The 14,180-nt window shown below is 65.2% G+C and carries 16 protein-coding genes; 12 read left to right on the top strand and 4 right to left on the bottom strand.

Annotated elements, in window-relative coordinates; genetic code table 11:
* Positions 1 to 64 precede the first annotated feature (64 nt).
* From ROZ00_15735 to ROZ00_15780, 10 genes are all read left to right on the top strand, one after another.
* A complete protein-coding gene (locus ROZ00_15735) occupies positions 65 to 307 on the top strand; it encodes an AbrB/MazE/SpoVT family DNA-binding domain-containing protein (GenBank protein MDT3737680.1) in 243 nt (80 codons plus the stop codon).
* Positions 307 to 735 (top strand): type II toxin-antitoxin system VapC family toxin, encoded by a 429-nt coding sequence (locus tag ROZ00_15740; GenBank protein ID MDT3737681.1) that lies wholly within the window; start codon positions 307 to 309, stop codon positions 733 to 735. Before ROZ00_15735 ends, ROZ00_15740 begins: the two co-directional genes overlap by 1 nt.
* Entirely contained in the window at positions 732 to 914 is a 183-nt protein-coding gene (locus ROZ00_15745; protein MDT3737682.1) for a hypothetical protein, read from the top strand. The genes ROZ00_15740 and ROZ00_15745 overlap by 4 nt, the downstream gene beginning before the upstream one ends.
* A gap of 312 nt (positions 915 to 1,226) precedes the next feature.
* Complete coding sequence (locus ROZ00_15750; GenBank protein ID MDT3737683.1) at positions 1,227 to 1,799, top strand: hypothetical protein; 573 nt, start codon at positions 1,227 to 1,229, stop codon at positions 1,797 to 1,799.
* Between the two features lie 47 nt (positions 1,800 to 1,846).
* Positions 1,847 to 2,437 (top strand): hypothetical protein, encoded by a 591-nt coding sequence (locus ROZ00_15755; protein ID MDT3737684.1) that lies wholly within the window; start codon positions 1,847 to 1,849, stop codon positions 2,435 to 2,437.
* Positions 2,438 to 2,556: 119 nt separating this feature from the next.
* The gene (locus tag ROZ00_15760; protein MDT3737685.1) at positions 2,557 to 2,790 is read left to right on the top strand and encodes an AlpA family phage regulatory protein; all 234 of its coding nucleotides are present in this window, start codon (positions 2,557 to 2,559) and stop codon (positions 2,788 to 2,790) included.
* A gap of 9 nt (positions 2,791 to 2,799) precedes the next feature.
* Positions 2,800 to 3,036: a hypothetical protein gene (locus ROZ00_15765; GenBank protein ID MDT3737686.1), complete on the top strand. Its 237-nt coding sequence runs from the start codon at positions 2,800 to 2,802 to the stop codon at positions 3,034 to 3,036.
* Positions 3,029 to 3,589, top strand: coding sequence for a hypothetical protein (locus ROZ00_15770; protein MDT3737687.1), 561 nt, complete (start codon positions 3,029 to 3,031; stop codon positions 3,587 to 3,589). Before ROZ00_15765 ends, ROZ00_15770 begins: the two co-directional genes overlap by 8 nt.
* A gap of 11 nt (positions 3,590 to 3,600) precedes the next feature.
* Complete coding sequence (locus tag ROZ00_15775) at positions 3,601 to 6,378, top strand: DUF927 domain-containing protein (GenBank protein ID MDT3737688.1); 2,778 nt, start codon at positions 3,601 to 3,603, stop codon at positions 6,376 to 6,378.
* Between the two features lie 316 nt (positions 6,379 to 6,694).
* The gene (locus ROZ00_15780) at positions 6,695 to 7,039 is read left to right on the top strand and encodes a hypothetical protein (GenBank protein MDT3737689.1); all 345 of its coding nucleotides are present in this window, start codon (positions 6,695 to 6,697) and stop codon (positions 7,037 to 7,039) included.
* A gap of 218 nt (positions 7,040 to 7,257) precedes the next feature.
* Here the strand turns inward: ROZ00_15780 and ROZ00_15785 are convergent, their stop codons facing one another.
* Complete coding sequence (locus tag ROZ00_15785; protein ID MDT3737690.1) at positions 7,258 to 9,204, bottom strand: sensor domain-containing diguanylate cyclase; 1,947 nt, start codon at positions 9,202 to 9,204, stop codon at positions 7,258 to 7,260.
* A 163-nt stretch (positions 9,205 to 9,367) separates the two neighbouring features.
* Between ROZ00_15785 and gluQRS the strand changes: the two genes are divergently transcribed.
* Both gluQRS and ROZ00_15795 read left to right on the top strand, forming a co-directional pair.
* Positions 9,368 to 10,294, top strand: coding sequence for a tRNA glutamyl-Q(34) synthetase GluQRS (gene gluQRS, locus ROZ00_15790; GenBank protein MDT3737691.1), 927 nt, complete (start codon positions 9,368 to 9,370; stop codon positions 10,292 to 10,294).
* A 15-nt stretch (positions 10,295 to 10,309) separates the two neighbouring features.
* On the top strand, positions 10,310 to 10,792 hold the full coding sequence (locus ROZ00_15795; GenBank protein ID MDT3737692.1) for a CoA-binding protein: 483 nt from the start codon (positions 10,310 to 10,312) through the stop codon (positions 10,790 to 10,792).
* 1 nt (position 10,793) lies between these two features.
* Here ROZ00_15795 and ROZ00_15800 read toward each other — a convergent pair whose 3' ends face one another.
* The 3 genes from ROZ00_15800 to ROZ00_15810 form a co-directional block, all read right to left on the bottom strand.
* Positions 10,794 to 12,113: a PAS domain S-box protein gene (locus ROZ00_15800; protein ID MDT3737693.1), complete on the bottom strand. Its 1,320-nt coding sequence runs from the start codon at positions 12,111 to 12,113 to the stop codon at positions 10,794 to 10,796.
* Between the two features lie 113 nt (positions 12,114 to 12,226).
* On the bottom strand, positions 12,227 to 13,384 hold the full coding sequence (gene clsB, locus ROZ00_15805) for a cardiolipin synthase ClsB (protein ID MDT3737694.1): 1,158 nt from the start codon (positions 13,382 to 13,384) through the stop codon (positions 12,227 to 12,229).
* A 9-nt stretch (positions 13,385 to 13,393) separates the two neighbouring features.
* Positions 13,394 to 14,143, bottom strand: a complete 750-nt coding sequence (locus tag ROZ00_15810; GenBank protein MDT3737695.1) for an endonuclease/exonuclease/phosphatase family protein — start codon at positions 14,141 to 14,143, stop codon at positions 13,394 to 13,396.
* Positions 14,144 to 14,180 lie beyond the last annotated feature (37 nt).

The following is a 14,180-nucleotide window of genomic DNA, read 5'->3' on the forward strand; positions in this document are numbered from 1 at the left end:
TGCAAAGGGCGCGGCGCGTGCTACGATGTATCGACACGTTTATACATAGGAGTGCGTCATGAAACTGCAGGTGGCGAAATGGGGCAACAGCCTGGCGGTGCGCCTGCCCGCCGAATGCACGCGCGCTGCGGGTCTGCGCGAGGGCGATAGCGTTGAGGCAGAGATCACGCCGGCCGGCGAAATCACCCTGACGCCGGCCAAGCCCTTCGACAAGGTGGCCTTTCTCGCCCGCACCCGCAAGCGGCGTGCGGCGATGCCGCTCACCGAGGCGACGGTCGAGGGCATGCGCAAGGAGGCGCGCTACTGATGATCTATCTCGATACCAGCGCCGCCGTGCCGCTGTTCGTGCTCGAGCCGTCGAGCGCGGCCGTCGACGCCTGGTACGAGGGCTGCGCCGTGCCGCTGGTGTCGTCGGATTGGATCGTGACCGAGTTCGCCAGCGCGCTGGCAATGAAGGAGCGTGCCGGCATGCTGGCCGCGAAGGATGCGCGGGACGCCTGGCGCGAGTTCGAGGACTTTTGCGACGCCGGCCTGCGTCTGCTGCCGCTCAGCCGGGAGGCCTATCGAGAGGCCGCCGCGCTCGCCCGCCAGCACGGGCACGGCCTGCGCGCCGGTGATGCGCTGCACTTAGCGGCTGCGCTGGAAGCCGGGGCGAAGGAACTGGCCACGCTCGACGCGAACCAGGCGAGCAACGCGCGGCGGCTGAAGCTGCGCACGGTGGGGTTTTCGCTGTGACGAAGAAGACGCCCGGGCCGAAGCTGGCCAAGGCGGGCGGAAATCGGCGCCGTCAGATCATTGTGGTTGCCGCCAACAAGCCGGACCCGGCGATCGCGGCCAAGGCGATCCTGCCGCTTCTTCTGGATTATGTGAGGCGCGAGCGCGCCAAGCTGAAGGAAGGGGCGGACGAGAAGTAGAGTTTACGCCGTAAGGCAAAGAGCGAGGGCGCAGCGTGTGACAGCACGCAGCGCCCTCTACCCACGAAGCAACCTGTGCAGGAGGTAAGCATCATGGATGAGTCGCAGCCTACCACGTGTAACACAAAGAACGCAGAGTCTATTTGCCCATCCTGGGGAATGCCGACGATAGAGATGCCGGCAGATGCAGCCATGGATACCCGTGGATATATCGGGTTTAAATTGGGTACAGCGGAGGGACCGGTGCATGTTCGGGCTTACTGGAAAACTTGGGAGTGCCGTGGGACTGTCGCAGCTCTGGTAGCAGGAGGCTTGCTGCGCCCGGAATGGTGCCCCGGCTTACCCGGCAACAACAAAACCCGCCAGCAGGTTCTTTTCGACTCGGATGGTCCGCGCTTGCTCTTAGGAAATACCCGCGGGAAAAAGCAGCAAGGGGCGCATATCACCGTGTGCCGAATCTCAGCTCGTTCATTCATGGTCGAGGTGCTAGCAACGTTCGGTCAGCAAAAACGTCTTGAGGAATTCCATGAGAGAAGGCGGGCCAAATTGGACGCCGAAATAGAAAAAAAGCGACTGGCGTGCAAACCGGATGTGAATGAAGAGGTCTGCGACGGCGAGAATCCGGAAGATCGTGCGCGGCGCACTGCCGGCTTGGCGGATGCCATGCTGAACCAACTACGTGGGCTTGCTCTCGTTGAGCATAAGGGGCTAAAGCTCAGCATCGAGTCGCAGCAGCGGATTCTTCGGCAGATGGCCGAACTGCGCCGCGCCTTCGCCGAAGCGCGAGTGGTGGCCACGGCGCCCAGGTGCGCGCAGATCGAGAACATCATCTGCTGGCCTGGGCGCGGCAGTGTTGCGCAGGTTTCTCCAACGGCATTGCTCTAGGCGCGGCATCCTGTCTCATGGGGTGCGCGGAAGCGGGGAGCATAAACATGCAGAGCAAGTATCCCGATTTAAACCTAGAAGCGAGTCTCAGTAAGCTGATCGAGTGGCTGGCATGGCGCCGTGGAAATCGCTACGACTATGCAGAGGATTCTCGGCGCCATCGAGGCCTTGCGACGAGGTTGCGGTCTATCACTTCCATGCTTGATGAGCAGGAATGGCTCTACTTGGAATGCGAATTCGACAAGGACCCGCCGCCCCGTGTCGGCGATGATGGTAGTTGGATTGCGCATCCTGGAGCCAACACGGCGCGGTACAAGGGGTTGCTTTCACAATTGACCGAGCTGGCGGAAACAGCTGATCGCTTGGCTGACGAGAACCCGAGGTCGCGCACTAAGCCGGAGCTTCCAATAGCGGCGGACTTCTTTCTTCACCTTTGGTTGGCAGCCGGCAGAGACAGGCCTTCCCTTTACGATAAGAGCGATGCTGTGGCGGCTTTGCAAGATGTTCTGGCAAAGGCTGGCTATTCGCTATCCGCAGAGCGTGTGCGGGGCATATTGTCCGATGCGTTGGGAAAATTTGATCCTCACTTTTGCCTTGACCAATGGCAGCTAGATCGTTTTATGGTTTGGCAAGAGTGAGTTATTTTCGCAAGAGGAAATCAGCGTTTAAATTAACCTTTCGTCGCGAACACGCTCCGCTTAGAAATACGCTCCGTTAGCCCTGCCATCCGGTGGGGCCACACTCAACGGAGCGAAACATGTCTCAAACTCTCGAACGTCCCCGCGATGCTGCGAAGCGTTGCGGAATTTCCGTTTCCCAGCTGTACCGCGAAGTGAAAGCCGGGCGCATCGCGCCGCCGATCAAGGTTGGTGAGCGGGCCAGTGCGTTTCCCTCTGAGGAAATCGACCGCTTCATCTCCGAGCGGATCAAGGAAAGTCGCAAGGCGCAGCGTGCTGGTGCGTCAGCGCCGAATCCCGAAACGCAGGCGTAGGGGGCGGCCATGAGGGAACAAGAACAGAGCGCGCCCGCTGGCGTGAATATCAGCGAACTGGAAGTCAGTGCCGGCGATACGGCGATGAGCTTCCTGGAATCGGCCGAGCATTGCATCGATCTGCAGTTCGGCGCCGGCTTTGCGGCCAGGCACCCGGTGCTGGTGGCGGGATTCGTGCAAGCGTCTGCACTGATCTTTCTCGCCGAACGGGTCGCCGAGCGAATGGAGGGGCGCCAGCATGGTTGAACGACCGCCCTTCCTGGTGGGCATCGAGGATTTTCTGAACAAGCCCACGCCACTGCCGGACCATACCTTCCGCATCGGGGAAGGTGGGCACGCCAACGCCGGGCAGTTCCCCAACTTCCGCTACATGGCCTTCCACGTCATCGGCAAGGCGCCGGCGCCGATGCCGGACGGTTCCGTCGACACGCTGGGCATGGGTATCTTCGCCTTGGGCGGGTTGATTGGCGATGCCTGCCTGAAGCTGGCACGGCCCTGGCCGCTCGCGCCAGGCGAGCGATTCGTCGCCGATCCGGCGCAGGGGTTGATCGTGGAAATTGCTGACGGTCTGTTGCCGCTGTCGCCGAAGGCGGACGCGGTGCGCGGCGCCTTCCTGTGCCGGATGGGTGAGTTTCTGGAAATCGTCCTGCACCGGCCCGAGCGGTTGCCGGCCATCATCGCGAATGTCGACGCGCTCACGAATGCGCGCCTTACGGAGCGGGCGGCGGCGATCCTGCGCACCGGCGTTGATCCCGGCGCCGCCGATCTGTGGCAATCGGCCAACCCTCTCGATCTCTGAGGGCGCGCGAGATGATCCGAGTGGACATAGTTGCGGCCTTCCGCGCCGCCATGCGAGAGGCCGGCATCGATACCGACGACGAGATCGAAGCCGATGGCCAGCCGCATCGCTTCTACGTCGCTGGCGACAAGGCGGGCACGAAGAACGGCACCTACTGCCTGTACGCCGATGGCGTGCCGGCGGGTTGGTTCGGCACCCATCGCGGCGGCTGGGAAACGCATACTTGGTGCCTGAAGGCGGAGCGGGAGATCTCCGAGGACGAGCGGACGGCGCATCGCCAACGCATGGAGGAGGCCGAGCGATCAAAGGCGGCCGAGGAGGCGAAGCGCAAGGCCGATGCCCGCAAGCGCGCGGCGGCGATCTGGAGGGGCGCCAAGGCCTGCGACGATGCGCACCCTTACCTGCAGCGCAAGGGCGTCAAGGGGCACGGCCTGAAGGCGGCAACCTGGCGCGCCTGGCACCAGGCCGAGGGCGGGCAGTGGCAGGAACGGCGCATCGATGGGGCGCTGCTGGTGCCGATGCGCGACAGCAAGGGCACGCTGCACAGCCTGCAGGCGATCTTCCCCGAGCGGGATGCGGCCCTGGGGCGGGACAAGGATTTTCTGCCCGGCGGCGAGAAGCGCGGCTGCTATCACGCCATCGGCAAGCCGGCCGGCGTCATCCTGGTGGCGGAAGGCTACGCCACCGGCGCGAGCCTGCATGAAGCGACCGGGCATGCCGTTGCTGTGGCCTTCGACTGCGGCAACCTGAAGCCGGTTGCCGAGGTGCTTCGGGTGAAATATCCCGAGGCGCGCCTGGTCGTCTGCGTCGACAACGATCAATTCACCGAAGGCAATCCGGGCGTGACGAAAGGGCGCGAGGCGGCGGAAGCGGCCGGCGCCGAGCTGGCCGTGCCCGAGTTCGCCGACCTGGCCGGCGAGCCGACCGACTTCAACGACCTGGCGCAGCGGGAAGGGGCGGCGAAGATCAAGGAGTCGATCCAGGCGGCGTTGCAGGCCTTGGGAGATGCCTCGGCATCAACTGCCCTCAGAAAGCCGCGCAGCGGCCGGGATTCGGCGCCGGCGGAGGCGGATGCTCCGGCTGCGAAGGCGCAATCCGGCCGGCGCTTCGAGTTGAACGAGCGCGGCCTGTGGCTGCATGAGCCCGAGAAATCGCCGCGCTGGATATCGCCGCCGCTGGAAGTCGTCGCCCTGGTGCGCGATCACTCGAATTGCGGTTGGGGCCTGCTGCTGGCCTTCGATGATCGGGACTGGAAGCGGCACCGTGTCATCATCCCGCACGCCTTCCTGAAGGGCGAGGGCGCCGAAGCGCTGGCGCTGCTGCTCGACCGGGGCTTCATCCCGGCGCACAAGAGCGAGTCGCATCTGATCGATTATCTGAAGCGGGCGAATCCGGAAAAGCGCGCCCGCGTAACGGACCGCACCGGCTGGCACGAAGGCGGTGTCTTCGTGTTGCCTGACCGCAGCATCGGCGCCGCCGAGGAGGAAGTGATTTTCCAGAGCGACGCGCCGGGTACGAACACTTTCAAGAGCAAGGGCACGCTCGACGCCTGGCGGGAACACGTCGCCAAGCCCTGCGCCGGCAATTCTCGCCTGGTGTTCGCCGTGTCGGCGGCCTTCGCCTCGGCACTGCTGCACCCGGCCGGCGCCGAGGGCGGCGGCTTCCACTATCGCGGTGGCTCCTCGGCCGGCAAGACGACGCTGCTGCGTGTGGCAGCCAGCGTGTGCGGCGGGCCGGAATTCATGCAGCGCTGGCGTGCGACGGACAACGGGCTTGAGGCGATGGCGCTGCAGCATTGCGATTCGCCTCTGCTGCTCGACGAACTGGCGCAGCTCGATCCGCGGGCGGCGGGCGAGGTGGCGTACATGCTCGCCAACGGCAGCGGCAAGAGCCGGGCGGCGAGAACCGGCACGTTGCGTGAGCGGGCGAACTGGCGCGTGCTGTTCCAGTCGGCCGGCGAGATCGGCCTGGCCGAACACATGGCGGAAGCCGGCAAGCGCACCCGCGCCGGGCAGGAAATCCGCCTGTGCGAAATTCCTTCCGATGCCGGCGCAGGCCTTGGCTGCTTCGAGGATCTGCGCGGCCAGGCGAACGGCAGCGAGTTCGCCAAGACGCTCGACCAGGCAACGCGCCGCTACTACGGCACGGCCTGGCCGGCGTTCCTTGAAGCGATCATCGCCGAGCTTGATGCGCTGCCGGGGCTGCTGCGCGAACTGCAGCGCAAGTTCGAAGCGCAATACCTCACCGGCGAGGCCGGCGGGCAGGCAATGCGCGTGTCGGGACGCTTCGCCCTGGTGGCGGGCGCCGGCGAGCTGGCAACGAAACTGGGCTTGACCGGCTGGCAGCCGGGCGAGGCGCTGCAGGCGGCCGGCGCCTGCCTCAAGGCCTGGCTGTCGCAGCGCGGCGGCGAGAGCAACCAGGAAGAGCGCGCCATGCTGGCGCAGGTACGGGAGTTCTTCGAGCGGCACGGAGAGGCACGCTTTGCCGACTGGGAGAGGCCGGCAACGAAGGACGATCATGCGCCACGCGTCATCAACAAGGCCGGCTTCAGGCGACACGATGAAGTCGAGGACCGCACCGAGTGGTACGTCTACCCGCAGGTGTGGCGCAGCGAGGTATGCAAAGGCTTCGATCCCCGTGAAGTTGCGCGCCTGCTGTCGCAGCGTGAAATGATCGAGACAACCAAGGAGGAGAAGCACGCGCATACCCCCAAGATCGAGCTGCCCGGCGAAGGCCGGCGCCGTGTGTACCACGTGCTGCCGGCGCTGTTCGGAGACGACGATGCTTGATCTGGACACTCTCTTTCCGCCGCCGGCGGGGCAGCCTGGGGCGGGTGGTGCTACGTCCTGCGACGATTCCGCCCCACCGCGCCCCACCGTGCCCCATGCGTTTTCGGATGAAGTGGGGCAACGTAGATCAAGCACTGGCGCGGGTTTCCGGGCGATTGCCCCACCTGCCCCACTTGCCCCACCGCAAAATACAGGGTCAGAAAAAAAACCGATGGAAGCCGGCGCGCGTGCGGCGCGGCGCACGGACGAACTTCGCGCCGTCGAAACGCTACCCTGGCAGCCGCAGGAGGCCGAGCGAGCGCAAGCCGCATTCCTGGTGGCCAGCGTCTTCACCCATGAGAACGACACGGAGGCGGATCGCGCCGAGGCCTTCGGTATGGCGCTGGAATCGCGGGAGCAGTTCGAGTGGCTGCGTCTGCGCAGCGGCAGGCCTGCGGTGTTCGATGACCAGGAAGACAACCGCCGGCCGTGCGCCTGCTGCCGCAACCTGGCGGAGTCGGGCCGCTGCCTGGCGGCGATCCGCCGGGAGATCGTGGCACGCCTGCCCTACAGCCCGCCGCGCTTCCTGCTGCAGCGCTGCCCGGCCTATCTACCTGCTGCGGGAGATCCAGACCCGAGGCCGGCGCTTGAGCGCTGGCCGGGGTTGTGTGAGCAAGGGTAGGGGGGGTGTAAATCTCTGCAGTCTCTTCACCGGACACCGGACGCCTAGGCAAATTTTTTCGAGCGGGAGTTTCGGGGGGGTGGGGGTGGGTTGCAGGGGGAGGGTTGCGGCACGCATGCCGCAAAGCGGGTACGGAAGCGGGTACGGAAGCTAAAATGAAAACGGCATATAGCGGAAAAGCGATTGAAAAACAGTGTGATGACTACAGCACTTCCGCTTCAATGTGTAGTCTTGTTTTCCGGGGCCTGTCCGGCCGGATGCAAGGACGCTGAGCTATCGGCGGCCGTGGTGCCGTCGGCGAAGCGATAGGCGGCACCGCCTGCCTGCTTGGCGCGATACATGGCGATATCCGCCTTCTGCATCAGGCCTTCCATGTTGGGAGCGTGCTCGGGAAAATGTGCGATGCCGACCGAGACGCCCAGCAGGTATTGACGTCCGCCGACCTCGACCGGCTCCCGCACTGCCTCGATAATCTTTTCGGCCACTCGCGTGGCGTCTCTCGGGTGCCCCATTTCCTGAAGCAGGATGACAAATTCGTCGCCACCGAGGCGGGCGACGGTATCGATTTCGCGCACGAGGCCGCGCAGACGCTGGGCGATGGTGACAAGCACGGTGTCGCCCGCCGAATGGCCGTCGGTATCGTTGATGATCTTGAAGTCGTCGAGGTCGAGCAACAGCATTGCGACGAGATGGCCGCTTCGCTTGGCTAGCGCAAACGCCTGCTCCGCCCGATCGCCAAGCAGGCGCCGGTTGGGCAGGCCGGTTAGTGTGTCGTGATGGGCTAGATGGCGGAATTGCTCGGCGGCATGGACGCGTTCGGTGATGTCGGTGCCGACGCCATGGTAGCCGGCAAAATCGCCGTTCTCGTCGAAGGCCGGATTGCCGCTGATGGAAAACCAGCGCCGCTCCCCCGAGGGCGGCCGGATTTCATAGATGAAATCCCGGAAGGGCAGATGCGCCCGCAGGGTTTCCTGGTGGTCCTGCCATTGTTCCGGCGTGACCCCGTCGAACTGACCTATTTCCCATCGCGATTTTCCGAGAATCGTACTGAGGTCGATGCCGATCTTCTCCAGGGCCGGTCCGCTAAAGCGGGTGAAGCGGAACTCGGCGTCCTGCTCCCAGTACCAGTCGGTGGAGAGTGAAACCAGGTCGCGGAAACGCTGTTCGCTGGCCTTCAGTTCCGCCTCGGTGCGTAGCCGGTCGCTGATGTCCGTTCCCATCCACACCACGCCAAAGTCAAGATTGTCTGGGTCGACCGCCATGCCGCTGATTTCCGCCCAGAACAATTCGCCGCTCTTGCGGCGCAATTGGACGATGGCACTATAGGGCTTGCCCTCGCTGACGGGCGCCATGCAGTCGCGGGCGAACCGGCTCCACTCTTCATAGCTCGGCCACCAAGCCCAGGCCGGCATGCCGATGGCCTCGTCCATTTCATAACCGAACAGAGCGCACCATTGCCGGTTGCATTTCGCCAGGTAGTTCGGTCTGAGCAGGCCGATGGCTTCTGCGGCGGAATCGAGAATCACCTTGTGCTCTGCGGCGAGCGCCTCGCTTTCGTAGCGTCCGCGGAAGGTGTCGACCAGGTTCCGGTGCAGGACGTCATGCGCGCCGACGAGCACCGCGAGGTAGATCAACACGGCCCAGCCTGTCGCAGCGAAACCGTCCGGCTGGCCGGATAGCAGAAAAATTGCCGCCGGCAGCACCATTGGAGCTATGAACGCGTAATAGGCGGGACGCGAAGGCGCGAGCAGGGCAGTAGCGCCCAGGCAGACCAGGCACAGCGCAAGGACGATGAAGAGGTGTGCGGATTCCCCCACCTGGGGAGCGAACAACCAGGCCGCCATGCCCCAGAGCAGGCCGCCGACCGCCGTCTTGACCGAGAACCAGCGCTCCCAGCGCGGCGCTTCTTCAACGCGAGGCCGTTGCGCGCGATAGCGTCGTTGCATCCAGATCAGGGCGCCGATATTGCAGAACATGATGGACAACCAGATGAACAGCGCGCCGCGGGAGGCGATGGGCCATAGCCAGACCGCGACAAGCAGGGCGGCGGCGAGCGAGGCGGCGATGGAGGTGCCGGATAGCCTGAACAACAGCCGCACGCGCTCGGCATGGCACGCCATGCTGACGCCCGTCTGCCAGTTCTCAAGCCGGTACGGCTCCGACACGCATCTCCCCCTCTGTGGTTAGTCGGCCATCATGCGTCGCCGCACGATCGAGCAGCGATGCTACTCGCAAATGTCATGAGTCGCCGTGAAAAGCGTCACGCTTCCCCTCAGCGGCAGATCCCGGCCGACGGCCGGCTGAGCCGCGCTGCGCTATCATCCGGGCATGATTCCGAAGGAGGTTTCCGCAGCGGCATATTGCGGGCGTTTTGCGCCTTCGCCGACGGGACCGCTGCATTTCGGCTCTCTCGTGGCAGCCCTGGGAAGCTGCCTCGACGCACGTGCGGCGGGCGGCAAATGGCTGATGCGCATGGAGGATGTGGACGAACCGCGATCAGTGCCCGGCGCGGCGGGTGCCATCCTGCGCACCCTGGAGCGATTTGGCTTCGCCTGGGATGGTGAGGTTGCCTGTCAGAGTCGGCGCAAGCGCCATTACCAGGCGGCGTTCGAGCGCCTGCGCCTCGCCGGCGCCGTCTTTGCCTGTGCCTGCACCCGGCGCGAAGTCGCCGATTCCATCATCGGCGTCGACGGGGCGCCACGCTATCCCGGCACTTGCCGCAATGGCCTGCCTCAGGGCCGCGAGGCGCGCGCCTGGCGGCTCAAGGTCGAGCCCGGGCAGGTTTGCTTCGAGGATGCACTCCAGGGTCTTTACTGCCAGGACCTGGCCGCCGAGGTGGGCGATTTCGTGGTGCTGCGCGCCGACGGCTATTTTGCTTACCAACTGGCGGTAGTGGTGGATGATGCGGAGCAGGGTGTGACGCACGTTGTGCGCGGCGCCGACCTGATCGATTCGACGCCACGCCAGATCTGCCTGCAGCGGCATCTCGGCCTGGCACAGCCAGGCTATCTGCATCTGCCGGCCGCAGTCAACGCGTCGGGGGAAAAGCTGTCGAAGCAGACACGGGCGAAGCCGGTCGAAGACTTACGACCGCAGGCAGCGCTTTCGGCCGCGCTGGCATTTCTCGGCCAGCAGCCACCCGCCGCCTTGCCAGAAGCCGACCTGGACAGCCTGTGGCGCTGGGCGATAATGCACTGGAATCGGAAGGGGCTGCCACGCTGTCGCACTGCCGTCGCCCCGGCCGCCTATTCATGAACAGACGAGGTTGGAATGATCGATGATGTTGCCGGCTTGCGCCGCATCCTGACGCAGAACCGCACGATCGCGGTGGTGGGCCTGTCCGCCAACTGGCATCGGCCAAGCTATTTCGCCGCCAAGTACATGCTCGAACACGGCTACACGGTGATCCCCGTCAATCCCGCCTACAAGGAGGTGCTGGGACAGGCATGCTATCCCTCCCTGCGGGATGTGCCGCAAAAGGTAGACATGGTCGACTGCTTTCGCCGTGCAGAAGATATTCCTGCCATCGCGGACGAGGCGATCGGCATCGGCGCCAGGGTGCTGTGGATGCAGCTCGGTGTGATCAACCCCGAGGCGGCGCGCAGGGCGGAGGCGGCCGGGCTGGAAGTGGTGATGGACCGCTGCGTGAAGATCGAATACGCGCGCCTCTTCGGCGGCCTGAGCTGGTTCGGCGTGAACACCGGCATCGTCTCGTCCCGGCGACCGCCCTGCCCGGCGCCGGCAGGGCGCTGATTCAGCGCCGGCGCATCGCCAGGTGCGCCACCGGCGGGGCCGTGTGGGCGTCCCGCGAATCCAGCTCGAAAAAAAGGCTGACGAAATAGGTGACGTTTCCCGCATGGTCGCGAATGGCGCTGACGTTGCGCCATTCGCGGTAGAGCGAGCCGTCCTTGCGGCGGCTCCATGTCGTGCCGGTCCAGCGGCCTTCGCGCTCGACCGTGGCATACAGTTCGTCGTAAAACGACGCGGGCTGGCAGGCCAGGCGGGTGTTTCGCTCGGAGCTGCCGATCACATCGCCGGCGGCCAGCCCGGTGATGCGGCAGAAGGCCTCGTTTACCGTGACCACCGTGCCGTCGGCCGCGCAGATCATGATGGCCTCCGTCATCTCGTCGAAGGCATGCGCCGCCACCTCCAGCCGCTCCTGCTGATCGCAAAGCTCGCTGATGTCGCGCGACACGAGGACGACATGCGCGGGAAAGCCCATGGCGCCGGCGACCGCGCGGCCGATGCTCTTCAGCAGGCGTGTGCGGCCGTCCCTGGCCGGCAAGTGCAGTCTCAGTTCGAAGGGCGTGCCGTGAGCCATCGCTTCCTGCACCGCCGCCGCGAGCCGGGGGCGGTCTTCCGGCGCCAGGCAGGCATAGGCATCGCCGCCGATACGCAGCGCCGCGTCGTCGAGATAGAGGCTGTGCGAGGGACTGAAATAGACCCAGCGCCCCTCCCCGTCGAGCAACGCAACGAGGTCGCCCACGTTTTCGGTGATCAGGCGATAGCGTTCCTCGCTGCGACGGACGTCCTTCTGCGCCTTGGCCAGCTTGCGGCTGTTGTGGAAGACGAAATAGCTGATCATCCAGGCATAGGCGAGCGAGCCGACCATGCAGAGGATGAATACCGCCTGGCCCACTTCGGGTTCATAGCGGAATCCGGTAGTTGCGCCGACGAGGAGAGCGCCTGCGGAGAACAGAAACAGGCTGCCGGCAAAGCCGGGCAGGCCGCGGAAGACGATGCTGTTCTGCGTGGTCGCCAGCACCAGCCCGAAGGCGATCCATTCGGAGAAGCCGAACAGGGCCAGCCAGGCGCCAAGCAGGAAGGAGTCCAGCCAGAGGTGGTTCAGTTCGGCCCGCTTGGGATCCGCCGCCTGCCGTGAGTGCACATACAGGATATGCGGGTAGGCAAGGAACTGGAGCGCGAGGCCGATCCAGATATGGCCCCCCATGTCGCGCTGCCAGGCGAGAAGCGCCAGCACGCCGAACGCATAGGCGAACGACAGCGTTCGCGAGATGTAAATGACGCGTACCGAGCGGGGTGCTGCGCCCGCGCCAATGCCTTGAGCCGTCATCGGGTGCCTGCTCCTGCAACAGTTTTCCCCGGATGGCGCCCTGAGCATCCTCCGGGTAAATTATTTTGGCTTCAATTATGCGCCCATCGCCGGCGCTTTGGACAGGCCTGAATTCAGTGCCTGCCGCCATAGCCGGCGATGCCGATCATCAGGCGCACCAGGCCATAGGCCATCCAGCTGGCCAGGCGGTGCGGCCAAGGCTTGCGCTGCCAGTCCTCGCGCTTCACTTCCCTGGCGCCGCCGACGATTGCGCTTTCCAGGCTGGCGCGAAGCTCCCCGGCGAAGGCCTCGTCGCTCACCACGACATTCGCTTCGCGTGCGAGCAGCAGGCTGAAAGGATCGATGTTGCTGGACCCAACCGTGGCCCATTGGCCGTCGATCACCGCCACCTTGGCATGCAGGAAGCTGAGGTGGTACTCAAAAATGTGGATGCCGGCGCCGAGCAGTGCGTCGAAGAGCGCCTGGGATGCATAGTGCTGCAGCAGGTATTCCACGCGCCCTTGCAGCAGGATGGTGACCCGGACACCGCGTTGCGCGGCGTGCATGAGCGCATGACGAAAACGGATGCCGGGGAGGAAGTAGGCATTGGCCAGGAAGATTTCCTTGCTTGCCGCCTTGATGGCCTCCAGGTAGGCCTCCTCGATGTCGCGGCGATGGCGCAGGTTGTCGCGAACCAGGAAGGCAGCGCGCATGCTGCCGCAGGGGTCGGCAATCACCGGGGCGTGGATGAGCACGCGCAGTCGGCGCCGGAAATTGGCCCAGGCCACGAGTTTCCATAGCTGGTGGACCGAGGCGTGGATGGGCGCGATGAGCGGGCCCTCCACGCGCACCGCGTAGTCGTAGCGCGGCGGCTGGCCCGGCGCATGCGCGTCGTCGATGATGTTGATGCCGCCGACGAAGGCCAGGCGGGCATCCACGACGACCAGCTTGCGGTGCAGGCGGCGCAGGCGTTGGCGGCGCAGCGTCAGGGGCGAAATCTTCCTTCGGTAGACCAATGCCCGCACGCCGGACGCTTCGAGCGCGGGCATCAGCTTGGCGGGGAATTCGCGCGCGCCGAAGCCATCCACCAGCACACGGACCTTCACGCCGCGGCGGGCGGCGCGCGAGAGGGCCGCGGCGGTCAGGCGACCGGTCTCGTCGTCTTCGAAGATGTAGGTTTCGAGGTGGATCTCGTCCGTTGCGGCGTCGATGGCTTCCAGCAGCGCAGGAAAGTAGGCACTGCCGGTTTCGAGCAGGGTGATGCGGTTGCCGGGAAGGAACTCGGCTTTCATCCCCGCTGCTTACTCGACGGCGATGTGCGCCGACAGCGCGGCGTGGTCGGAGATCTTCGACCAGGGGCGGCCGAAATGCACTTCGGAGCGCTCGATGGCAAAGCCCCTCACGTAGATGCGGTCCAGCCTGAACATCGGCAGCGTGGCCGGGAAGCTGCGCGCCGGCTGGCCGTTGATGCCGCCGAAGACCTCGACCATGCCGAGCCGTTCCGCGATCAGGTTGCCGGCGCGGTTGTGCCAGTCGTTGAAGTCGCCGGCGATGATGAGCGGCGTGTCGCCGGGACTGACTTCTTCCATGCGCTCGGCAAGGGCCAGCATCTGGCGGCGCCGCGCGGCCGCGGTGAGCCCGAGGTGCACGCAGACGCAATGCAGGGGTTGCTCCCAGCCGGGCACGGCGATTTCGGTGTGCAGCATGCCGCGCCGCTCGAATTTCAGCTCGGAGATGTCCTGGTTGTGCGAGGACAGGATGGGAAAGCGCGACAGGATGGCGTTGCCGTGATGGCCGTGGTCGTAGATGGCGTTGCCGCCGTAGGCCGTATCCGGCCAGACGCCGTCGGCAAGGAAATCATGCTGGCCTTCCTCGGGCCAGTCGTGGTGACGCTCGGCGTGGCCCTCGTGCAGCCCCTGGACTTCCTGCAGGAAGACGATGTCCGGGCCGAGGCTGTGCAGGCGCTTGCGCAGCTCGTGGATCATCATGCGGGCCTTGAACTGCGAGAAGCCCTTGTGGATGTTGTAGGTGCACACGTGCAGCTTGCGCACCGGTGCTCGCGTTGCGGCGCCCGACGGACTTGTCTGG

It is taken from the genome of Denitratisoma sp. (assembly GCA_032027165.1).
Lineage (GTDB): Bacteria > Pseudomonadota > Gammaproteobacteria > Burkholderiales > Rhodocyclaceae > Desulfobacillus.